Origin of the sequence: Quadrisphaera sp. RL12-1S, assembly GCF_014270065.1 — a bacterium.
Taxonomy (GTDB): domain Bacteria; phylum Actinomycetota; class Actinomycetes; order Actinomycetales; family Quadrisphaeraceae; genus Quadrisphaera.
In genome coordinates, this window is sequence record NZ_JACNME010000001.1 from 670323 (window position 1) to 691155 (window position 20833).

General features: G+C 75.6%; 22 protein-coding genes. 5 read left to right on the forward strand and 17 right to left on the reverse strand.

Annotation, left to right across the window (positions count from 1 at the left end; all coding sequences use genetic code 11):
* Positions 1-107: 107 nt before the first annotated feature.
* The 4 genes from H7K62_RS03195 to purS all read right to left on the reverse strand — a co-directional run bounded on the left by H7K62_RS03195 (position 108) and on the right by purS (position 2818).
* Positions 108-668, reverse strand: coding sequence for an RNA polymerase sigma factor (locus tag H7K62_RS03195; protein WP_370591586.1), 561 nt, complete (start codon positions 666-668; stop codon positions 108-110).
* Entirely contained in the window at positions 665-1780 is a 1116-nt protein-coding gene (locus tag H7K62_RS03200) for a hypothetical protein (RefSeq protein ID WP_186716187.1), read from the reverse strand. Before H7K62_RS03200 ends, H7K62_RS03195 begins: the two co-directional genes overlap by 4 nt.
* 64 nt (positions 1781-1844) lie before the next feature.
* Entirely contained in the window at positions 1845-2546 is a 702-nt protein-coding gene (gene purQ / locus H7K62_RS03205; RefSeq protein WP_186716188.1) for a phosphoribosylformylglycinamidine synthase subunit PurQ, read from the reverse strand.
* Positions 2543-2818, reverse strand: a complete 276-nt coding sequence (gene purS / locus H7K62_RS21900) for a phosphoribosylformylglycinamidine synthase subunit PurS (protein WP_186716192.1) — start codon at positions 2816-2818, stop codon at positions 2543-2545. The genes purQ and purS overlap by 4 nt, the downstream gene beginning before the upstream one ends.
* Before the next feature lie 54 nt (positions 2819-2872).
* Between purS and H7K62_RS03215 the strand changes: the two genes are divergently transcribed.
* Positions 2873-3541 carry an MBL fold metallo-hydrolase gene (locus tag H7K62_RS03215; RefSeq protein WP_186716194.1) on the forward strand — a complete coding sequence of 223 codons (669 nt, stop codon included), beginning with the start codon at positions 2873-2875 and terminating at the stop codon, positions 3539-3541.
* A 35-nt stretch (positions 3542-3576) separates the two neighbouring features.
* On the opposite strand, the gene H7K62_RS03220 is transcribed toward H7K62_RS03215, so the two are convergent.
* From H7K62_RS03220 to H7K62_RS03250, 7 genes are all read right to left on the reverse strand, one after another.
* Entirely contained in the window at positions 3577-5043 is a 1467-nt protein-coding gene (locus tag H7K62_RS03220; protein ID WP_186716566.1) for a dihydrolipoyl dehydrogenase family protein, read from the reverse strand.
* Positions 5044-5097: 54 nt separating this feature from the next.
* Positions 5098-6039 (reverse strand): phosphoribosylaminoimidazolesuccinocarboxamide synthase, encoded by a 942-nt coding sequence (locus tag H7K62_RS03225; RefSeq protein WP_186716196.1) that lies wholly within the window; start codon positions 6037-6039, stop codon positions 5098-5100.
* Positions 6036-7145 carry a hypothetical protein gene (locus tag H7K62_RS03230; protein ID WP_186716198.1) on the reverse strand — a complete coding sequence of 370 codons (1110 nt, stop codon included), beginning with the start codon at positions 7143-7145 and terminating at the stop codon, positions 6036-6038. The genes H7K62_RS03225 and H7K62_RS03230 overlap by 4 nt, the downstream gene beginning before the upstream one ends.
* Positions 7142-7996, reverse strand: coding sequence for a hypothetical protein (locus H7K62_RS03235; protein WP_186716200.1), 855 nt, complete (start codon positions 7994-7996; stop codon positions 7142-7144). The genes H7K62_RS03230 and H7K62_RS03235 overlap by 4 nt, the downstream gene beginning before the upstream one ends.
* 181 nt (positions 7997-8177) lie before the next feature.
* Positions 8178-9476 (reverse strand): phosphoribosylamine--glycine ligase, encoded by a 1299-nt coding sequence (gene purD / locus H7K62_RS03240; protein ID WP_186716201.1) that lies wholly within the window; start codon positions 9474-9476, stop codon positions 8178-8180.
* On the reverse strand, positions 9473-10909 hold the full coding sequence (locus tag H7K62_RS03245) for an aspartate aminotransferase family protein (protein WP_186716203.1): 1437 nt from the start codon (positions 10907-10909) through the stop codon (positions 9473-9475). Before H7K62_RS03245 ends, purD begins: the two co-directional genes overlap by 4 nt.
* A gap of 5 nt (positions 10910-10914) precedes the next feature.
* Positions 10915-12204 carry an adenylosuccinate synthase gene (locus H7K62_RS03250; protein WP_186716205.1) on the reverse strand — a complete coding sequence of 430 codons (1290 nt, stop codon included), beginning with the start codon at positions 12202-12204 and terminating at the stop codon, positions 10915-10917.
* A 148-nt stretch (positions 12205-12352) separates the two neighbouring features.
* Between H7K62_RS03250 and H7K62_RS03255 the strand changes: the two genes are divergently transcribed.
* A complete protein-coding gene (locus tag H7K62_RS03255) occupies positions 12353-13321 on the forward strand; it encodes a diacylglycerol/lipid kinase family protein (RefSeq protein ID WP_186716207.1) in 969 nt (322 codons plus the stop codon).
* A 26-nt stretch (positions 13322-13347) separates the two neighbouring features.
* Here the strand turns inward: H7K62_RS03255 and H7K62_RS03260 are convergent, their stop codons facing one another.
* Both H7K62_RS03260 and H7K62_RS03265 read right to left on the reverse strand, forming a co-directional pair.
* Positions 13348-14397, reverse strand: a complete 1050-nt coding sequence (locus H7K62_RS03260; protein ID WP_186716213.1) for an NAD(P)/FAD-dependent oxidoreductase — start codon at positions 14395-14397, stop codon at positions 13348-13350.
* Complete coding sequence (locus tag H7K62_RS03265) at positions 14394-14867, reverse strand: DUF3151 domain-containing protein (RefSeq protein ID WP_255479312.1); 474 nt, start codon at positions 14865-14867, stop codon at positions 14394-14396. Before H7K62_RS03265 ends, H7K62_RS03260 begins: the two co-directional genes overlap by 4 nt.
* A 103-nt stretch (positions 14868-14970) precedes the next feature.
* Between H7K62_RS03265 and H7K62_RS03270 the strand changes: the two genes are divergently transcribed.
* Together H7K62_RS03270 and H7K62_RS03275 are read left to right on the forward strand one after the other, a co-directional pair.
* Positions 14971-15327, forward strand: a complete 357-nt coding sequence (locus H7K62_RS03270) for an STAS domain-containing protein (protein WP_186716221.1) — start codon at positions 14971-14973, stop codon at positions 15325-15327.
* 192 nt (positions 15328-15519) lie between these two features.
* Complete coding sequence (locus H7K62_RS03275; protein WP_222436915.1) at positions 15520-15942, forward strand: STAS domain-containing protein; 423 nt, start codon at positions 15520-15522, stop codon at positions 15940-15942.
* Between the two features lie 88 nt (positions 15943-16030).
* Here H7K62_RS03275 and fbaA read toward each other — a convergent pair whose 3' ends face one another.
* From fbaA to H7K62_RS03295, 4 genes are all read right to left on the reverse strand, one after another.
* Positions 16031-17059 (reverse strand): class II fructose-bisphosphate aldolase, encoded by a 1029-nt coding sequence (gene fbaA / locus H7K62_RS03280; RefSeq protein WP_186716225.1) that lies wholly within the window; start codon positions 17057-17059, stop codon positions 16031-16033.
* 49 nt (positions 17060-17108) lie between these two features.
* Positions 17109-18797: a sodium:solute symporter family protein gene (locus H7K62_RS03285; protein ID WP_370591587.1), complete on the reverse strand. Its 1689-nt coding sequence runs from the start codon at positions 18795-18797 to the stop codon at positions 17109-17111.
* Positions 18794-19123 (reverse strand): hypothetical protein, encoded by a 330-nt coding sequence (locus H7K62_RS03290; protein WP_186716227.1) that lies wholly within the window; start codon positions 19121-19123, stop codon positions 18794-18796. Before H7K62_RS03290 ends, H7K62_RS03285 begins: the two co-directional genes overlap by 4 nt.
* A gap of 101 nt (positions 19124-19224) precedes the next feature.
* The gene (locus H7K62_RS03295) at positions 19225-19929 is read right to left on the reverse strand and encodes a TrmH family RNA methyltransferase (protein ID WP_370591599.1); all 705 of its coding nucleotides are present in this window, start codon (positions 19927-19929) and stop codon (positions 19225-19227) included.
* A gap of 154 nt (positions 19930-20083) precedes the next feature.
* Here H7K62_RS03295 and H7K62_RS03300 point away from each other — a divergent pair, with 154 nt between their 5' ends.
* Entirely contained in the window at positions 20084-20824 is a 741-nt protein-coding gene (locus tag H7K62_RS03300) for an HAD-IIA family hydrolase (protein WP_186716569.1), read from the forward strand.
* Positions 20825-20833 lie beyond the last annotated feature (9 nt).

Consider the following 20833-nt stretch of genomic DNA (forward strand, 5'->3'; position numbering starts at 1 on the left):
TCACGTGCCCAGAGCGTAGTGACCTGCACGGACACCTCCGAACCCCGCAGGTCAGGAGGACGACGACGACGCCGCTGCGGCCGCCGGTGCTGCCTCGCTCGACGGGGTCAGCCCTCCGAGCGGCTCACCGACCCGTCGGTGAGGACGCCGTCGCGCCGCAGCGCCGCCAGCCCGCGGGCGGCGCTGCTGCGGACGGTGGCCTGCGCCATGCCCAGCAGGTCGGCGATCTCGGCGTCGGGCAGCTGCTCGTAGTAGCGCAGCACGAGCACGGCCCGGTGCCGCGGCGGCAGGCGGCGCAGGGCCGTGAGCAGGGCGTCGCGGTCACCGCGCTGCGCTGCGCCGTCGTCCACGCCGCCGGCCACCGGCTCGGGCAGCTCCTCAGGCTCGGTGGTGCGCTCCCGCCGCGTGGAGGCGCGCCGCCAGAAGCTCATCGCCTGGTTGACGAGCATCCGGTTGACGTAGGCCGCGGGGTCGGCGGCTGCGCTGACCTTCTCCCAGCTGACCAGGGCCTTGGCGAGCACCTCCTGCACGAGGTCCTCCGCGTCGGCCTCGGAGCGCACCAGTCCGCGGGCCATGGACAGCAGCGGGCCGCTGCGGGTGGCCACGAGGTCCTCGAAGCCCCACGCCTGGGAGGTGCGGGGCCGGCGCAGCAGCGTGGCGATGCTCACGGCGCCCCCGCCGACGGCAGCGGCGCGGCGAAGGACGCGCCGCCGCCGGTGGCGCGCGCCACCGCCGTGCGGACGGCGGGGGCGAGGGCGGCGTAGGCGGCCTGGGCCGAGGCGGCGTCGGACGTCGCGTCGACCTGGACGAGCTCGCTGCCCAGCGCCACCAGCACCCTCAGCGTCGGTGCGCCCTGCCCCGAGGTCGAGGCCAGGACGAGGGCCCGACCGCCGTCGGGGGTCACGCCGGCGGCGTCGAGCGCCGTGGTGGGCCCGGTGCCCTCCAGCCCCCGGCCCGAGCAGCTGGCCAGGTCGGCGCGGACCGCCTCGACAGCGCCCGACGCCTGCGAGGGGTCGCCGACGACGGCGACGCGCTCGACCACGCCGGGCGGCTCCGCCGCCGACGCCGACGGCGCAGCGTTGAGGTCGACCCGCCACAGCTGCAGCGCCTCCACGGACCCAGCGTTCCCGTCGACGCACGCCCCGAGCGTCAGCCTGGGGTTGGACTCCGACTCCGACGGGGGCTCGGGCGCGGGTGCTGACTCCCGGACGGGGACGGCGAAGGCGCCGATGAGGTCCGCGGCGGTGAGCATCGACGCCTCGCTGAGCGTCGGGACCCCCGCCGCGGCCGAGTTCGCCGTGCCGGAGCGGTCGGTGGTGCCGTCCTGGAACGTCGTCGTCCCGCCGTCCGCAGCGCTCGCGCTGGCGGCGGGCGCTGCACCGCCCGAACCGCCCGAGTCCCCGCCCTCGGCGCTCGACGCCGCCGAGCCACCGGCGGAGCTGCCGCCCAACGCCCCCAGCGACAGGTTGAGGCCGGGCAGCACGAGGCTCCCGACGAAGACCGCGACGGCGGCGGCCGCCGCGGTCCCGCCGAGCACCGCCGCCTGGCGGCGCCGCTGGAGCTGGCCGGCCCGGCGCTCCACCGCGGACAGCAGCGCCGACGGCCGGCCCGGCCGCGCCCGTCCCGCTGCGCTCGTCGTCGTCCCCGTCCTGCTGCCGCCGGAGGACGGCGGCGAGCCGAGGTCGCCGAGGGCGGCGCGGAAGGCCCGGACGACGTCGCCGTCGGGGCCCTCGTCGGGTTCCCCTCCGGTGCGCCCGGTCAGGTCGGTCGGTCGGTCCACGGCTCTAGGACGCCGCCGCCGCCGCTGGCGTGGCAGCGGGGCGGGTGCTCACCCGGACGGGCGCTCAGGCGCTCGCGAGCGCCTGGAGCACCGAGGTGAAGAAGCCCAGGCCGTCGGTGCCGTCGCCGCTGGCGCCGCCCCGGTGCTCGGTGGGCCCGTAGCCGGCCTCGGTGGCGTGCTCGGGGTGCGGCATGAGGCCCACCACTCGCCCGGAGGCGTCGCGGACCCCGGCGATGTCGCGCTGCGAGCCGTTGGGGTTGCCGCCCAGGTAGCGGAAGACCACGCGGCCCTCGCCCTCGAGCTCGTCGAGGGTGCGCTGGTCGGCGTTGTAACCGCCCTCGCCGTTCTTCAGCGGGACGACGATCTCCTGGCCCTGCTCGTACGCCGAGGTCCACGCGGTGGAGGCGTCCTCGACGCGCAGGCGCTGGTCGCGGCAGACGAAGGTGCGCACGTCGTTGCGGACCAGCGCGCCCGGGAGCAGCCCGGCCTCGCAGAGCACCTGGAACCCGTTGCAGATGCCGAGGACGGGCATGCCGCCACGCGCCGCCTCGACCACGGAGCCCATGACGGGCGCGATGCTCGCGATGGCGCCGGCGCGCAGGTAGTCGCCGTAGGAGAAGCCGCCCGGCAGGACGACGGCGTCGACACCGCGCAGGTCGGCGACGGCGTGCCACAGCGAGACCGCCTCACCGCCGCCGCGGACGACGGCGCGCGAGGCGTCGCGGTCGTCCAGGGAGCCCGGGAAGGTGACGACGCCGATCTTCACGCGGAGGCTCCGGCGGGGACCTCGGCGTCGGCGTCGACCACGGAGACGACGTCCTCGATGACGGGGTTGGCGAGGAGCTGCTCGGCGGCCTTGCGGGCCTGCGCGAGGACCTCCGGCGTCACCGGCCCCTCGACCACCAGCTCGAACCGCTTGCCCTGCCGCACGTCCACGAACCCGGCCAGGCCGAGGCGCGGCAGCGCAGCCGCCACGGCCTTCCCCTGGGGGTCGAGGATCTCGGGCTTCGGCATCACCTGGACCAGCACGCGTCCCACGGGTGAGCAGCCTAGAGGGTCGCGGCGGGTGCTCCGTCGGTCCACGATGCAGGCATGCGCATCTCGCACCTCGGACACGCCTGCCTGCTCGTGGAGGCCGCCGGCACGCGCGTGCTGGTGGACCCCGGCACGTTCTCCGCGGGGTGGGAGGAGCTGGACGGCCTCGACGCCGTGCTGGTCACCCACGCCCACCCCGACCACGTGGACGTCGAGAAGCTCCCGGCGCTGCTGGAGGGCAACGACGGCGCGCTGCTGCGCGCCGAGCCCGAGACGGCCGCGTCCCTGGAGGGCTCCCGGCTGGGGGCGGACGGGGACGTGGACCTGGCGGCCTTCCACCCGGGTGAGGCGCTGCAGCTCGGGGCGCTGACCGTGCGCGCCGTCGGCGGGCAGCACGCGCTCATCCACCCGGACGTGCCGCGGGTGGGCAACACCGGCCTGGTCCTCAGCGCCCCCGGCGAGCCGGTGCTGTTCGTGCCCGGCGACGCCTACGACACCACCCCCGAGGGGGTCGACGTGCTGGCGCTGCCGCTCAACGCGCCGTGGGCGACGTCGGCGATGACCGTCGACTTCCTGCGCGCGGTCGCGCCCACCACGGCGGCGGTGCCAGTGCACGACGCGCTGCTGTCGGCGACGGGCCGCAAGGGCTACCTGGCCAACATCGGCCGCCTGTGCTCCGACGTCGACATCCGCGACGACGGCGGCCGGGGCGTCCACGAGTTCTGATCCCCACCCCCTCGTGATCATGGGCGAGGGTGGGGTCAGAGGCCGTAGGACTCCAGCAGGCGCAGCCAGACCTCGCTGATCGTCGGGTAGGAGGGCACGGCGTGCCAGAGGCGCTCCAGCGGCACCTCCCCGACCACCGCGACGGTCGCCGAGTGCAGCAGCTCGGCGGTGTCCTGCCCGACGAAGGTCACCCCGACCACCACGCGGCGGTCCTCGTCGACCACCATCCGCGCCCAGCCGGTGTACCCGTCGGCGTGCAGCGCCGAGCCCGCCACGGCGAGGTCGAGGTCCACCACGCGCGTGCGCAGCCCCGCATCCTCGGCCTGGGCGGCGGTGAGGCCCACCGACGTCACCTCGGGGTCGGTGAAGGTCACCTGCGTGACGGCGCGCTGCTGGGCGGTGGTGGCGTGCGCGCCCCAGGCGCCGTCGCGCACCTGCTCGCCCTTCGCCCGGGCGGCGATGACGTCCCCGACGGCGCGGGCCGCGTACTTGCCCATGTGCGTCAGCGGCGCGTCGCCGGTGACGTCCCCGGCGCCGTACAGCCACGGCTCGGAGCCCTGCTCCAGGCCCGTGGCGGCGCCGGTGGTGTCGACGGCGAGGGCGGCGTCGGTGGGCAGCCCCACGGTGTCGAGCCCCACGTCGCCCACCGCCGGACGGCGGCCGGTGGCGACGAGCAGCTCGTCGGCGGTGAGGGACGTGCCGTCGGCCAGCACCAGCGTCACCGGCCCTGAGTCCCCGTCGCGGCTCACGGAGGAGGCCCGGGCGTGCAGCCGCACGTCCACGCCGTCCTCGCGGAGCGCGTCCGCCACCAGCTCGCCGGCCTTCGCCTCGGACTTCGCGAGCAGCGTCGAGGACGCCACGAGCGTGACCCGCGACCCGAGCCGGGCGAAGGCCTGGGCCAGCTCGCAGCCCACCACGCCGGCACCGAGCACCAGCAGGCTGGCGGGCACCTCGGTGGCGCTGGTGGCCTCCCGGCTGCCCCAGCGGGGGGTGTCCTGGAGCCCGTCCACCGGCGGCAGGGACGGCGTCGAGCCGGTGGCGACGACCACGGCGCGGCGGGCGGTGATCGTCGTCGTCGAGCCGTCCGGGGCCGTCACCTCGACGCGCTTCTCCCCCGCGAGGCGGCCGTGGCCGCGGACCGCGGTGATGTCGGCGCCGGCGGCCCACTCCACCTGCGAGCCGTCGTCCCACCCCGAGGTGAAGGAGTCGCGGCGGGCCAGCACGGCGGCGACGTCGACGTCGCCGGCCACCGCCTCCTTCGCCCCCGGCAGGCGGCGCGCCGCGGCGAGCGCCTGCGTCGGGCGGATGAGCGCCTTGGACGGCATGCACGCCCAGTAGGAGCACTCCCCGCCGAGCAGCTCGGACTCGACGAGGACGGCGCTCAGCCCGCCGCGTACGGCGCGGGCGGCGGCGTTCTCCCCGACCGGGCCGCCGCCGATGACGACGACGTCGGCCTCAGGGACGTCGGCGGCCGCCGTCGTCCCCTCGTCGGAGGGGTGCAGGTCGTGGGTGTGCGAGGGCGTGGGCACGCCTCCCACGGTGCCTGATGGTCGCGACTACTGCCAGCGGCGCCCGGTGAGCCGCTCGTACGCCTCGACGTAGCGGGCGCGGGTGCGCTCGACCACCTCGTCCGGCAGCGCCGGGGGCGGCTCGGCGGAGGTGCGCGACCACCCGGACGCGGGCGAGGTCAGCCAGTCCCTGACGTACTGCTTGTCGAAGCTGGGCTGGGCGCGACCGGGCTGCCACCCGTCGGCGGGCCAGAAGCGGGAGGAGTCGGGGGTGAGCAGCTCGTCCCCCAGGACCAGGGAGGCGGGGTCGGCCGGGTCGCCGTCCGGGTCCAGGCCGAACTCCACCTTGGTGTCGGCCAGCAGCACGCCGCGCTCGGCGGCCACGGCGGCGCCGCGGCTGTACAGCTCCACCGTCACGTCGCGCAGCTGCGCCCCGCGCTCGGCGCCCACGAGCGCCGCGACACCCGCCTCGTCGACCGGCTCGTCGTGCAGGCCCACCGCCGCCTTGGTGGTGGGGGTGAACAGGGGGCTGCGCAGCCGGTCGCCGTCGTCGAGGCCCGGCGGCAGCTCGACGCCGGCGAGCGAGCCGGTGGCCCGGTACTCCGCCAGCCCGGAGCCGGTGAGGTACCCGCGGGCGATGCACTCCACCGGGAGCATGTCGAGGCGCCGCGCCACCGTGGCCCGGCCCGCGAACCGCGCCGGGACGCCGTGCTCGGGGCCGGCGCCCACCACGTGGTGGCGCACCAGGCCCCAGCCCTCCAGCTGCTCGAACCACCACAGGCTCAGCGCGGTCAGCAGCGCGCCCTTGTCGGGAATGGGCGTGGCCAGCACGTGGTCGTAGGCGCTGATGCGGTCGCTGGCGACGAGCAGCAGCAGCGACGGGTCGTCGGTGGAGGTGTAGAGCTGGCGCACCTTGCCGGCGTGCAGCGGTCGCCAGCCCGGCACCTCGGGCTGCGGGTCGGGTGCGGCGTCGCCGGGGAGCGTGGTCACCCGTCAAACCCTGGCAGGGGCGTCCCGCTCAGCGGCGCGGGGGTGGGCAGACCGCGGACGGCGTCCGCCGCCCAGCGCACCGCCAGGTCGGCCTGGTCCACGCTGAGCAGGGGCACCGACGCGGGGGTGCCGGCCGCGCCGACGGCCGTCGAGGCGACGGAGAACGTCCACCGCTGCTCCACCACCAGGACCGCCTGGTGGATGGTGACCACCCGGGCGGGCGCACCGCCCCCCTGCTCGCCCGGTGCGCTGAGCAGCCGCTCCCAGGACCGCAGCGCCACCGCCTGCTGCTCCCCGGACGGGCTGGTGACGGTGCGCACCGTGCAGGCGGGCACCGCCGAGCCGTCGTGGCCGTCGGGCACCGCGACCGCCCCGGCGACGGCGCACGGGTCGGTGACCTCCGGCGTCGTCAGCGGCGTGGTGATGCGCCAGGCGACCGTGGAGACCGGCGCGCTGCCCACCGCCAGGCCCACCACCTGCGTCCCCGCCACCGCCGGCACGGTCACCGCGGTGCCGGGGACGACCTCGCCGCCGTCGCCGTCGTCGCTGGCGGTGGGCTGGGCCGTCCGCTGGGAGTCCAGCAGCCGGGGCTCGCCGTCCCCCGTGCGCTGCGCGGTGGTGCGGACCGTCCGGGTGGTGGCGGTGGACCAGTCCAGGTCGGGCAGCCGCGGCGCGGCGCCGGCGAGAGCCTTGGCCATGACCTGCTGCTGGAAGGCGAGGTCCTCCGGGAGCAGCAGGAGCGCGTCGAGCTCGTGGCGGGCGTGGTCGGCGGAGCGGCGCTGCTCCTCCCGCCAGGCGGCCGACTGCGCGTCGGCCCTCGCCGCCTGGGCGGCGTTCTGGGCGGCGGCCAGGAGCTGCTCGCGCTGCTGCTCGTGCCGGACGAGGGACAGGGCGACGACGACGACGGCCGCGCTGGCGGCAGCGGCCAGCAGGAGGCGCCGGCGGCGACCGCGGGGTTTCGTCCCGGGGACGACGGGTCCGACCGCGTCCCGCTCGTCGTCGAGGTCGTCGTCGAGGTCGTCGTCGAGGTCGTCGTCGAGGTCGCGGTCGAGGTCGGAGCTGTCGTCGAGGTGGACGGTGCCGCGTCGCGAGCCCGGGCGGCTCATGACGAGCCCGTCGAGGTCAGGAGGGCCGCGGCGGCGGCGCCGAGGGCCGGGCCGTCGAGCGGCAGCGGTGCGCCCCCGGTGCTCCAGACGGCCACCGAGGCCGCGCGACCGCCGCTGACCAGCACCACTTCCCGCACCTGCTTCGCCCCGGTACCGGTGCCGGAGCTGCCCTCGCGCGCGGCCGTGCCCCGGGCGCCCGCGGCCAGGACGCGGCAGGCGAGCGCGGCGTCACCGCCGTCCTCCCAGCTCCAGTCGGTGATCCGCACGGCGGGGACCTGGCAGGGGGTCTTCCCGCTGCTCTCGGGGAGCCCGGTGATGAGCCGGTAGCCGATGCGCTGCCCCGCTGACACCGCTGACACCGCTGACGTGCCCGGGGCCTGGGGCCAGACGCCCACGACCTGCAGGTCGAGCGGGTCGTCGGCGCGGGCGGCCTGCGGCCCGAGGTCGGCGGGCCCCCACACGGGACCGCCGTCGGTGGCCGGGGGACCGGCGGTGGACTCCGGACCTGCCTCGGGGCCGGTGGAGGTCGGGAGCGGGGTGGGGGTCACGGCGGCGGTGACGGCCCGGCTGGCGGACCTGACCTGCCACAGCCGCTGCTCGAGGGCGTTCGCGCGCGCCCGGCCCTCGTCCCAGCGCTGCTCCTGCGCGGCGGCCGCGGCGGCGGCGCGCTGCGCGGCGACGGCGGAGCGGTGCTGCCACGCGCCCGCGGCCACCGACCCCACCACGACGAGCACGGCGACCAGGGCAGCGGTGCGGGCGCGGACCCGGCGGCGGGGACCCCGGGGCGGTCCGGGCTCGTCGTCGGCCGCGGACAGGTCGACGAGCTCGACCTCGCCTGCGCTGGCGGCCACAGCGCATCATCACCCCGCGGCGGTCCGTCCTGCTACCGCGGTGCTCTCCCGACCCCAGCGGCCACCATCCACGATCATGCAGCTGAGCGCCACGACCTCCGCGGCGAGAGCTGCGACGTGACGCTCAGGCGCATGATCGTCGGGAGGGCTGCGTCGGTCCTGCCGGCGCGGCGGGCCGGCGTCAGCCGACGGTCAGGGCGCCCTCGGCAGCGGCGGCGGCGATGTCGGTGCGCCACTGGCCGCCCTCGAGCGAGACGCCCTGCAGCCGGTCGTAGGCGGCGGTGCGCGCTGCGGCGAGGTCGGCGCCGGAGCCGACCACCGACAGCACCCGGCCACCGGCCGAGACCAGCTGGCCGCCGGCGTCGAGCGCGGTGCCCGCGTGGAGCACCCAGGCGGCCTCACCGGAGGTCCCCGCCTCCGCCCCGGTCAGCGCGCCCCCCGTCCTCGCGGACACCGGGTACCCGGGCGCGGCCAGGACGACGACGACGGCGGCGCCGCGCGACCAGCGCAGCGGGCCGACGTCGGCGAGGTGCTCGGCCAGCCGACCCGTGGCGCAGGCCCGGAGCAGCGCACCCAGCGGCGTGCGCAGCCGCGCGAGCACGACCTGGGTCTCGGGGTCCCCGAAGCGGGCGTTGAACTCCACCACGCGCACGCCGCGGGACGTCAGGGCGAGCCCGCAGTACAGAACGCCGGCGAACGGGGTGCCGCGGCGGCGCATCTCGTCGACGACGGGCTGCGCGACCCGCTCCACCACCTCCTCGACGAGGCCCTCCGGGGCCCAGGGCAGCGGCGAGTAGGCGCCCATGCCGCCGGTGTTGGGGCCCTCGTCACCGTCGAGGGCGCGCTTGAAGTCCTGCGCGGGGGCCAGCGGCACCACCGTGGTGCCGTCGGAGAGCACGAACAGGGACACCTCGGGCCCGTCGAGGAAGTCCTCGACCACCACCTGCGCGCCGTCGCGGGACAGGCAGGCCGCGGCGTGCTCGAGGGCCTCCTCGCGCGAGGACGTCACGACGACGCCCTTGCCAGCCGCCAGGCCGTCGTCCTTGACCACGTGCGGGGCGCCGAACAGGTCCAGCGCCTCGGCGACCTCCTCCACGGTCGTGCAGACCCGGGCCATGGCCGTGGGGACACCCGCGGCGGCCATCACCTGCTTGGCGAAGGCCTTGCTGCCCTCGAGCTCCGCGGCGTCGGCCGACGGCCCGAAGCAGGCGATCCCGGCGGCGCGGACGGCGTCGGCGACGCCCGCCACGAGCGGCGCCTCAGGGCCGACGACGACGAGGTCCACGCCCAGCTCCTGGGCCAGCGCGGTGACGGCGTCGCCGTCGCACGGGTCCACCGGGAGGCAGCCGAGCACGCCGGGCTCCGCGGCCGGGCCGGGCCCGCCGGGGGCCACCCAGACGGCGGTGACGGCCTCGTCGGAGGCCAGGGACCGGGCCAGGGCGTGCTCGCGCGCGCCCGAGCCGATGACGAGGACCTTCACGAGCCGAACGCCTCGCCGAGGGCGGCGTCGAGCTGGGCCAGGCCCCAGCGGGCCTCGTCGTCGCTGGTCGTGCAGGGGGGCACCACGTGGGTGCGGTTGCCGTTGACGAACGGCAGGAGGCCGCGGGACAGGCACGCCTTCGTGAACGCGGCCATCGGGGCGTTGGCCGCCCCGGTGGCGCCGGCGGGCACCACGGGCTCGCGGGTCTCCCGGCTCTTCACCAGCTCCACGGCCCAGAACACGCCGGTGCCGCGGACCTCGCCGACGACGTCGTGCCGGTCGGCGATCTCGCGCAGCGCGGGGCCGATGACGTCCTCGCCGAGGTGGTGGGCGTGCTCCACCAGGCGCTCGTCCTCCATGGCGCGGATGGTCGCCACGGACGCGGCGCACGCCAGGGGGTGGCCGGAGTAGGTCAGGCCGCCGGGGAAGGCGCGCTCGTCGAAGGTGGCGGCGACCTCGTCGGACAGCACCACGGCACCCAGCGGGACGTAGCCGGAGTTGACGCCCTTGGCGATGGTCACGAGGTCGGGGTCGATGCGCTCGCCGTCACCGTGCACGTCGTACCCGAACCACGTGCCCGTGCGCCCGAAGCCGGCCATGACCTCGTCGAGCACGAGCACGATGCCGTGGCGACGGGTGATCTCCCGCACCCCGGCGAGGTAGCCCGGCGGCGGGACCATGATCCCCGCGGTACCCGGCACGGACTCCAGGACGAGCGCCGCGATGGTGCTCGGCCCCTCGAGGGCGATGACCTGCTCGAGGTGCTCCAGCGCCCGCTGGCACTCCTCCGCCTCGGTGGTGGAGTGGAACACCGACCGGTACAGGTACGGGCCGAAGAAGTGGACGACCCCCTCCGCGCCGGAGTCGTTCGCCCAGCGCCGCGGGTCCCCGGTGAGGTGGATCGCCGTCTGGGTGTTGCCGTGGTAGCTGCGGTAGCGGGCCAGCACCTTGCGGCGCCCGGTGTGCTGGCGGGCCGCGCGCACGGCGTTCTCGTTGGCCTCGGCACCGCCGGTGGTGAAGAACACCTTGTTCAGGCGGCTGCCCGGCAGGTGGGAGGTGATGAGGCGCGCGGCCTCGCCGCGCACGTCGACGGCGTGCTGCGGGGCCACGGTGGCGAGCCTCGCTGCCTGCTCGCCGATCGCCGCGACCACCTTCGGGTGCCCGTGCCCGACGTTGGTGAACACCAGCTGGCTGGAGAAGTCGAGCAGCGGCCGGCCCTCGGCGTCGTACACCCAGGAGCCCTCGGCGCCGGTGACGACCATCGGCGAGATGAGCTTCTGCGCCGACCACGAGTGGAAGACGTGCGCGCTGTCGAGCTCGCGGGTGCGGGCGACGGCGGCGGCGTCCACCGGGCGCGACGGCGGGACGACGCTCGCCGCCGACGAGCCGGTCCCGCCCGTCGGCGCCGGGGTGGTGACGGCGGTGCTCGGCATCTGGCTCAGCCCTCCAGCAGGTCGGTGCGGACGACGATCTGGTCGCGGTCGGGCCCGACGCCCACCGCGCTGATGCGCACGCCGGAGAGCTCCTCCAGCGCGAGCACGTACTCCTGGGCGGCCTTGGGCAGGTCGGAGAACTCGCGGGCGCCGCTGATGTCCTCGGTCCAGCCCTCGAACTCTTCGTAGACCGGCGTCGCGTGGTGGAAGTCGGTCTGGGTGAGGGGGATCTCGGTGTGCTTGACGCCGTCGACCTCGTACGCGGTGCAGACCGGGATGCGCTCGTAGCCGGTGAGCACGTCGAGCTTGGTGAGCACCAGGTCGGTGAGGCCGTTGACCCGCGAGGCGTAGCGGGCGATGAGCGCGTCGTACCAGCCGGTGCGGCGCGGGCGGCCGGTGGTGGTGCCGAACTCGCCGCCGGCGCGGCGCAGGCCCTCGCCGACCTCGTCGTGCAGCTCGGTGGGGAAGGGCCCCTCGCCGACGCGGGTGATGTAGGCCTTCGCGACGCCCACGATCCGGTCCACCCGGTTCGGCGGGATGCCCGACCCGGTGCAGGCGCCCCCGGCGGTGGCGTTGGAGGACGTGACGAACGGGTACGTGCCGTGGTCGATGTCGAGCATCGTGGCCTGGCCGCCCTCGAAGAGCACGGTCTGCCCGGCGTCGAGCATGCGGGTCAGCTCCAGACCGGTGTCGCGCACCATCGGGCGCAGCCGGTCGGCGTAGGACAGCAGCTCCTCGACCACCTCGTCCACCGTGATGGCGCGGCGGTTGAACACCTTCACCAGCAGCTGGTTGCGGGTCTCCAGGGCTCCCTCGACCTTCTGGGCGAGGATCTTCTCGTCGAAGAGGTCCTGCACGCGCAGGCCGATGCGGTTGACCTTGTCGGCGTAGGCCGGGCCGATGCCGCGGCCGGTGGTCCCGATGCGGCGGACGCCGAGGAACCGCTCGGTGACCCGGTCCACGGTGCGGTGGTAGGGCGCGATGAGGTGCGCGCTGGCCGAGACCAGCAGCTTGGAGCAGTCGACGCCCCGCGCCGTGAGGCCCTCGAGCTCCTCGAAGAGGACCGACGGGTCGATGACCACGCCGTTGCCGATGACCGGGGTCACCCCGGGGGTGAGGATGCCGGAGGGGAGCAGGTGCAGGGCGTACTTCTCGTCACCGACGACGACGGTGTGGCCGGCGTTGTTGCCACCGTTGAACTTCACGACGGCCTCGACGCGGGAGCCGAGGACGTCAGTGGCCTTGCCCTTGCCCTCGTCTCCCCACTGGGCCCCGATGAGCACGATCGCGGGCATGAGCGGACCCTCCTGCGGGTCTCGGAGTCATTACCTCCCGAGGCTAGCGGGTGAGGAGCCCGCCGCCCGAATCCGCCGTCGGGGCCCCTGGTGCCGGTCCGGACGCAGGTCCGCTGGCAGATCCGGGGGGTGCTGCGACCCTGGCCCCGTGAGCAGCCACGCGCCCGACCGACCGGCGGAGGCCGTCCGCGCGGCCCTGGCGGTGGTGAACTCCGGTGCCGGGTCGGCGCGGACGCCCGCAGCGCGCGACGCCCTCGCCGTGCTGGGCGCCTCGCTGCCCCCGGGGGGTCTGGAGGTGGCGCGCACGCAGGGCCCCGAGGACCTGCGCCGGGCGCTGGCGGGGCTCGGCGGACGCCGGCTGGTGGTGCTGGGCGGCGACGGGTCCGTGCACGCGGCGATCGGCGCGCTGCACGCCCTGGGCGGGCTGCAGCGCCTGCGGTCGGTCGGGCCGGTCGGCGTGGTGCCGCTGGGCACCGGCAACGACCTGGCCCGCAGCCTCGGGCTGCAGGTGGGCGACGCGGCGCTGGCGGCGCGGACCGCCCTGGAGGGTCGCCCCTCGCCGGTGGAGCTGGTGGAGTCGGTCGACGATCACGGGCGGACCGGCGGGGTGGTGGTCAACGCCGTCCACGCCGGCATCGGCGTCTCCGCCTCGAAGCGCGCGCAGAAGGCCAAGAAGGTGCTCAGGGCTCTGGCCTACCCCGCGGGAGCCGTGGCCGCGGGGGTCGCGGCCAGACCGTGGCACCTGCGCGTGGTGGTGGACGGCGAGGAGGTCCACGACGGGCACGAGGGCGTGCTCCTGGTGGCGGTCAACCTCGGCAGCACGGTGGGCGGCGGCGCGCGGCTGTCACCCGCGGCCACGCCGCACGACGGCCTCGTCGACGTGGTGGTCTCGGCCGCCACGGGGCCGTTGGCCCGAGCGGGCTTCGCGGCGGCCATGGTCCGCGGCCAGCACGTCGAGCGCCGGGACACCGCCGCGCGGCGCGGCGCGGACGTGCTGGTGGAGGCCGTGGACGGCCGTCCTTTCGAGGTCAACGCCGACGGCGACCTGACGGAGCCCCGCACCCGCTGGCGCTGGCGCTGCGTGGGTGACGCCTGGCAGGTGCTCGTACCCCGCTGAGCGGCAGCGGGTCGCGGGCCAGCGGGTCAGGCGAGCCGCTCGGCCAGCTCCCGCCCGAGGTCGCGCCCTGAGCGCCAGGCCTGCTCCACGCGCGGCTTGCCGCTGGGCGTGGCCGCCCACGCGTCGCCGCAGACGCCGAGGAGCCCGCCAGCCACGGCGGTGAGGAGGTGCGGCCCGTCGTGCACCTGCGTCGGCGCCGCGAACGACCACCGGTGGGACGCGGCCGACCGCGGCGGCGGCACCTCGCCCGCGGGCACGCCCAGGAGGTGCGGCAGGCGCGCGAGCACGGGCGCGACGAGGGACTCGGGGTCTCCGAGGGCCCCGCGCGCGGCGTCGGCGGTGGTGTGGGCCACGAGCACGGGCGCGCCGTCACCGCGGCGCGACCCGTCGTCGGCGAGCAGGGACACGAGGTCGTCGTCCGCCACGAAGCCGGCGTCGAGGGTGGGCCACCACGCGGCGTCCCACGCGGCGTAGACGGTGATCACGGCGTTCCACGGGCGCGAGAGCACCCGGCGCGCGCTGGCGAGGCCGGGCGAGGCCTCCACGTCGAGCACCCGGCCGGCCTGCGGGTCCGGCATGGCCAGCACGACGGCGTCCACCGCCTCGCCGTCCACGGCGGGCAGGCCGTCGACCACGCCCACCGAGCGGACCGCGCGCTGTGAGCTGGTGTCGAGACCCTCGGCGAGCCGGTCCACCAGGGAGCGCAGCCCGGCGGGTGCGCTCCAGCGCTGCGGGCCGGTGGTGGAACCCCGGGGGCCGTCCGGCCCGAGCAGGCCGAGGGTGTCGGTCCAGGGACGGGCGAGGCCGTCGGTGCTCCAGCCGGCGGCCAGGGCGGCGAAGTCGGGGTCGGAGACCGTGAAGTAGGCGGCCCCGGTGTCGACCAGGTGCTGCGAGCCGTCGGCCAGGTCCACCCGGCGCACGCCGAGGCGGCCACCGAGGCGTCGGCCCCTGTCGACGACGCGGACCTCGACGCCCGCGGCGCCCAGCGCCTGCGCGCACGCGACGCCGGAGATGCCCGCGCCCACGACCACGACCCTGGCGGGGCGTCCGCGACCGGCCGCGCTCGACGCGGTCACGGGAGCAGGTCCCCCGCGAGGCGGTCCGCGGCGTCGGGGTCGCAGGCGCTGAGGAACTGCGTGCAGCGCGAGGCCTCGTCGTCCTCGCCGATGGCGCCCGCGGCCCGGCCCAGGACGGCCAGCGACCGCAGGAACCCGCGGTTGGGCTCGTGGTGCCACGGCACCGGCCCGGCCCCGCGCCAGCCGGACCTCCGCAGGGCGTCCAGACCGCGGTGGTAGCCGGTGCGGGCGTAGGCGTAGGCCTCCACCGTCCGCCCGGCCGCGAAGGCGCGGGTGGCCAGCACCGACCACGCCAGGCTCGCGGCGGGGTGGGCGGCGGCGACGTCGGCGGGGTCGACCTCGTCCCGCAGCAGAGCCGCAGCTGCCGCTTCCGGCCCGTCGTCGGGGAGCAGCGTGGGCGGCGGGCCCGGCACGGCTCCGCCGTGGCTCCCCGGGGCACCGGGGGTCGGCAGGGACATCGGGGAGGACATGACTGCATCCTGCCGCCGCGCGGCCGGACCGGCAGTGCGGGACCCGTGCGGGGAGGACCCGGCCCTGCGACGACTGCGCTGCGGTCGGCTACCGTCGCTGTCCGTGATCGAGGCCACCGTCACGGAGACGACGCTGACCGTCAGCGCCGAGGGCGACCTCGACCTCGCCGAGCGCGCGCGCTTCCCCGAGCTCACCGCGAGGGCCGCCGCGCCCGACGTGGCCGAGGTGGTGGTCGACCTGTGCTCGGTGGCCTTCGTGGACTCGGCCGGAGCGGCCTTCCTCATCGCGCTGGCCGAGACGGCCAAGCGGTCGGGCGCCCGCGCCGTGCTGCGCGGAGCTGACGAGCGGGTGGGGTTCGTGCTGGAGCTGTGCGGGGCCCTGGACTCCTACGAGGTGGACGCCGAGCACCGCTGCGCTCCGGCGTCCAGCCCCGGACCGTGGCGGAGCCCGTCCGCCTGACGCGTCGGCCGCGCAGCGGCACCGCTGTCGGATCCTCCGTCCGGGCGCTGCTCGCGGACGCGGCTGGCGGGCCGCTGCCGCCGACGGCCGGTCACCCCGTATCGTCCGGGGAGCCGCGCGCGCTCCAGACAGCGGGTGCAGCGGCCGCCGCGGACGGGGAGCGGTGACCACGAGCGTGGAGGTGGGGTGCGGGTGGCAGGTCCGGAGCAGACGCAGGACGGGAGCGAGCCCGGTTCGGTCCACGTCATCCTCGGCAGTCGCAAGACGCGCGTGGTGCTGACGGGCGAGGTCGACGCCGAGCTCGGGCACGAGCTGCTGGAGGCGTCGGCGGACGCCGAGGCGTCCGGGCTGCCGGTCGAGGTGGACGTCCGCAACGTGACGTTCATGGACTCCACGGGGGTGGCGTTCCTCGCGCGGCTCGCCTCGCGCAGCCCGTCCAAGCTCGTGCTGATCCGCCCGCCCGATCTGGTGAGGTTCCTCATCCAGGTCACGAGCATCAGCCAGGTCCTGCGCGTGGTCGAGGACGACCCGGGCATCGACCACACGCTGCCGGACGGCAGTGACGACGGCAGCGACGACGGGAGCGACGGCCCGGGCGGCGGTCTCGTCGCCTGACGCGTCCCGGTCTGCGCGACCGAGCACCACGACGCATGAGGAAGGCCCCCCGGCAGCTGCCGGGGGGCCTTCGACGTGGGCGGGTGCGTCAGCCGTTGAGCGAGGTGCCCGCGGAGCGCAGGTGCTCGCAGGCCTCCTTGACGCGGGCGGCCATACCGGCCTCGGCGATCTTGCCCCAGGCGCGCGGGTCGTACTGCTTCTTGTTGCCGACCTCGCCGTCGACCTTGAGCACGCCGTCGTAGTTCTTCAGCATGAAGTCGGCGACGGGGCGCGTGTAGGCGTACTGCGTGTCGGTGTCGATGTTCATCTTCACGACGCCGAAGTCGACGGCCTGGCCGATCTCCTCCGCGGTGGAGCCGGAGCCGCCGTGGAAGACCAGCGCGAAGGGCTTGTCGCCGCCGCCGAACTCCTTCGAGACGGCGTCCTGGGCGGCCTTGAGCACCTCGGGCTTGAGCTTGACGTTGCCCGGCTTGTAGACGCCGTGCACGTTGCCGAAGGTCAGGGCGGTCAGGTAGTAGCCCTTCTCGCCCACGCCGAGGGCCTTCGCGGTGGCGATGGCGTCCTCGGGGGTGGAGTACAGCTGGTCGTTGATCTCGTTGGCGACGCCGTCCTCCTCGCCGCCGACCACGCCGACCTCGATCTCGAGGATGACCTTGGCCGCCGACGAGCGCTCGAGCAGCTCGGCGGCGATGGACAGGTTCTCGTCCAGCGGGACGGCGGAGCCGTCGAACATGTGCGACTGGAACAGCGGGTCGCGGCCGTTCTTCACGCGCTCCTCGCTGATGGCGAGCAGCGGGCGCACGTACTTGTCCAGCTTGTCGGCCGGGCAGTGGTCGGTGTGCAGGGCGATGTTGACGCCGTAGCCCTTGGCCACGTGGTGGGCGTACTCGGCCAGGGCCTCCGCGCCGCGGACCATGTCCTTGACGGTCGAGCCGGAGGCGTACTCAGCGCCGCCGGTGGAGACCTGGATGATGCCGTCGCTGCCGGCCTCGGCGAAGCCCTGGATGGCCGCGGTGATGGTGGACGAGCTGGTGATGTTGATCGCCGGGTAGGCGAAGGAGCCGGCCTTGGCCTTCTCCAGCATCTCCGCGTAGACCTCGGGAGTGGCGATGGGCATGCGTGGGTCCCTCCTCGTCGGGTTCTTCGCGGCCGATCCTCCCACCGGGTCAGACCACGGCGAACACCACGTACCCCGCTCCGGCCAGCGCGAGGACGGACACCGAGAGCACCACGGGCGAGCGCAGCACGCCCGGCTCGCGGGGCACCGCGCGCTCGGAGGCCGGCGTGAGCGACCAGACCAGGCCGCGCAGCTCGGACTCCGGCTTGGGACGGCCCGCCTTCGACACCAGCCACCCCACGAGCACCGCGACGACGGTCGCGACACCGCCGCCCAGGAAGCTCGACCCCTGCCCCGACAGGGCCAGCGCGCCGGTCTGGTTGAGGACGAAGACGACGACGGCGCCGAGCGTGCCGCTGACCAGCCCCCAGAAGCCGGCCGAGCCCGTCATGCGCTTCCAGAACAGCCCGAGCACGAACACCGCGAACAGGGGCACGTTGAAGAAGGAGAACAGGGTCTGGATGTAGTCCATGATGTTGGTGAAGCCGGCCGCGATGAACGCCGTGCCGATGGCCAGCGCGGTGCCGATGACGGTGACGGCGCGGCCCACCCGCAGGTAGTGCGCGTCGTCCCGGCCGGGGCGCACCCAGTCCTGCCACAGGTCGTAGGTGACCACGGTGTTGAACGAGCTGACGTTGGCGGCCATGCCGGCCATGAAGGCGGCGAGCAGGCCCGCGAGGGCCACGCCGAGGAAGCCGTTGGGCAGCAGCTCGTCGAGGAGCAGCGGCACGGCGTCGTTGTAGGTGGCGCCGCTGGACCCGCCCGTCTTGAGGGCGGCGATGCCCGGCACGAGGACCGCGGCGATCATGCCCGGGATGATGATGACCAGGGCGATGAGCACCTTGGGGAACGCCGCGATGAGCGGCGTGCGCTGCGCGGCGGAGGCGCTGCGGGCCGAGAACGCCCGCTGCACCTCGGTGAAGTTGGTGGTCCAGTACCCGAACGACGTGACGAACCCCAGGCCCAGCACCACCCCGATGGTCGACCCCACCCCGTTGGTGATGCCGGTGAGGTCGCTGCCGGGGAACGCCTGCAGCATGGAGCCGCTGCCCTGGTCGGTGAGCTTGCTGACCAGGCCGCCCCAGCCGCCCACGCGGTGCAGGCCGACGAGCGTCAGCGGGACCATCGTGGCGACGATGACGAAGAACTGGAGCACCTCGTTGTAGATGGCCGCCGACAGGCCCCCGAGGAAGGTGTAGGCCAGCACGATGACGCCGGCGAGCACGATGGCGAGCCACGTGGGCAGGCCGAGCAGCGCGTTGACCACGATGGCCATGGCGTAGAGGTTGACGCCGGCCAGCAGCACGGAGGCGAGGGCGAACAGCAGGCCCTGCAGGCGCTGGGTCTTGGCGTCGAAGCGGCGGCCGAGGAACTCGGGCACGCTGCGGACCTTCGAGCCGTAGTAGAAGGGCATCATCACCAGGGCCAGGAAGACCATGGCCGGGATGGCGCCGATCCAGTAGTAGTGGAACGCCTGCTCGCCGAACTGCGCGCCGTTGGCGGCCTGCCCGAGCAGCTCGATGGCGCCGAGGTTGGCGGACACGAACGCCAGGCCCGTGACCCACGCGGGCAGCGAGCGGCCCGAGAGCAGGAAGTCGAGGCTGGAGGAGATCCGCCGGCGGGCGAGCAGGCCGATCCCCAGGACGACGACGAAGTACAGGGCCACCAGCACGTAGTCGCCCGCGCCGGCGTCGATGCGCGTGGCGCCGGTGGTGCCGGCGGCCAGGACGGCGCTCACCGCGGTCCCGCCTCGTCGTCGGCGTCGTCACCGGCAGCCTGGAGGGCCTCGCGGACGGCGGGGTCGTCCTGGGTCAGCGGGCGCGCGACCACCCAGGCCAGGAAGGCGGCGCCCATGACGAGCATGCCCAGGCCCGCCCAGAGGTTGAGGTTCACGCCCCCGGTCTTCTGCGCGGCGGCCGCGGGGAACGAGACCAGGCCCCAGACGAGGCACACGAGCCCGTAGACGACGAACAGGGCGCCGATCACCGAGCGGATGTCGAAGGCCAGGTCCGCCAGCCGCTTCTTCTGCGGCCGGCCATCACGCTGGTCGGGTGTCTGTGGCACGTGGCGCTCCTCACGGCCCGCACCGCCCGTGGTGCAGGCCGCTGTGAACGCTCACACCGTTGCCTCGGGACCGCAAATCGGAGGAGACCCCCGCGGGGGACTCACCCGGTCGGCGGCACCTGGCCGAAGGCGTGGCGGCGCAGCCACGCGTGCACCGCCACGGCCGCGGCGGCCCCGGCGTTCATCGACCGCGTGGAGCCGAACTGCGCGATCTCCACCAGCAGGGCGCTGGCCCCCACGACCTCGGCGGACAGGCCAGGCCCCTCCGAGCCCACCACGAGCAGGCACCGCGCGGGCAGGTCGCTGGTCTCCAGGGGCACCGCGCCGGGGGTGTTGTCGAGGCCCACCACCGACAGCTCCCGCTCACGCGCCCACGACAGGAGGTCGGCCGAGCTCGCGTGGTGGTGCACGGCCAGGTACCTGTCCGTGGCCATGGCCCCGCGCCGGTTCCAGCGGCGGTCGGCCACCACGTGGAAGCCGGCGGCGCCGGCCGCGTTGGCCGTGCGCGCCACCGAGCCGACGTTCATGTCGTGCTGGAAGCCCTCCACGGCCACGTGCAGCTCGGCGCCGGGCCAGTCCCGCGCGCGGCGCTCGGCGAGGTCGGCGCGGATGGCTGTCTCGCTCCAGTAGCGGTACCGGTCCACCACGTTGCGGCGGTCGCCCTCGCGCAGCAGGCGCGGGTCGAGCCGGGGGTCCTCCGGCACCGGACCGTCGCGCTCGACCTCCCAGGGACCCACCCCCACCACGCGTGCGCGTCCGCCGCCGTCGTCGTCGCCCTCGGGGCTCCCCGCCGCAGTCCGCTCCACCACGCCGCCAGCCTGCCGCGCCCGACTGCGCCTCCCCCGCGCCGGTCGTCGTCGTGGCCCCTGGCGGACCGCGCGCGCCGCGCGCCCCCCGGCGACCCCGCCCTAGGCTGGGGAGGTGAGCGAGCGCGCGGCCCCGGTGACGTGGCTGACCGACATGGACGGCGTCCTCGTGCACGAGGGATCGGCCATCCCGGGCGCGAGCGACTTCCTGGCGCGGCTGGTGGAGCGCGGGCGCCGCTTCCTCGTGCTCACCAACAACTCGATCTACACCCCGCGGGACCTGCGGGCGCGGCTGCACGCGTCCGGCCTCGACGTGCCGGAAGAGGCGATCTGGACCTCGGCCCTGGCCACGGCGCAGTTCCTGGCGGAGCAGAACCCCGGCGGGTCGGCGTACGTCATCGGCGAGGCCGGGCTGACCACGGCCCTGCACGAGGCCGGGTACACGCTCACCGAGACCGACCCCGACTACGTGGTGCTCGGCGAGACGCGCACGTACTCCTTCTCGGCGATCACCCGCGCGGTGCGGCTCATCGAGGGCGGCGCGCGCTTCATCGCCACCAACCCCGACGCCTCCGGTCCGTCGCTGGAGGGCAAGCTGCCCGCCACGGGCGCCGTGGCCGCCATGATCACCAAGATCACGGGCCGGGAGCCGTACTACGTGGGCAAGCCCAACCCCATGATGTTCCGCTCGGCGCTCAACGCCATCGACGCGCACTCCGAGAGCACCGTGATGATCGGCGACCGGATGGACACCGACGTCGTCGCCGGCATCGAGGCGGGCTTGGAGACGATCCTCGTGCTCACCGGGTCCACCTCCCGCGCCGACGTGGAGCGCTACCCGTTCCGACCGCACCGGATCGTCGAGTCGATCGCGGACGTCGTCGACCTCGTCTGAGACGGGACC

Coding starts and splice junctions, on each gene's coding strand:
- H7K62_RS03215 (WP_186716194.1), top strand. CDS start 2,873: ATGCGCATCTCGCACCTCGGACACGCCTGCCTGCTCGTGGAGGCCGCC.
- H7K62_RS03230 (WP_186716198.1), bottom strand. CDS start 7,145: ATGAGCCGCCCGGGCTCGCGACGCGGCACCGTCCACCTCGACGACAGC.
- H7K62_RS03245 (WP_186716203.1), bottom strand. CDS start 10,909: ATGCCGAGCACCGCCGTCACCACCCCGGCGCCGACGGGCGGGACCGGC.
- H7K62_RS03250 (WP_186716205.1), bottom strand. CDS start 12,204: ATGCCCGCGATCGTGCTCATCGGGGCCCAGTGGGGAGACGAGGGCAAG.
- H7K62_RS03265 (WP_255479312.1), bottom strand. CDS start 14,867: ATGTCCTCCCCGATGTCCCTGCCGACCCCCGGTGCCCCGGGGAGCCAC.
- fbaA (WP_186716225.1), bottom strand. CDS start 17,059: ATGCCCATCGCCACTCCCGAGGTCTACGCGGAGATGCTGGAGAAGGCC.
- H7K62_RS03300 (WP_186716569.1), top strand. CDS start 20,084: ATGGACGGCGTCCTCGTGCACGAGGGATCGGCCATCCCGGGCGCGAGC.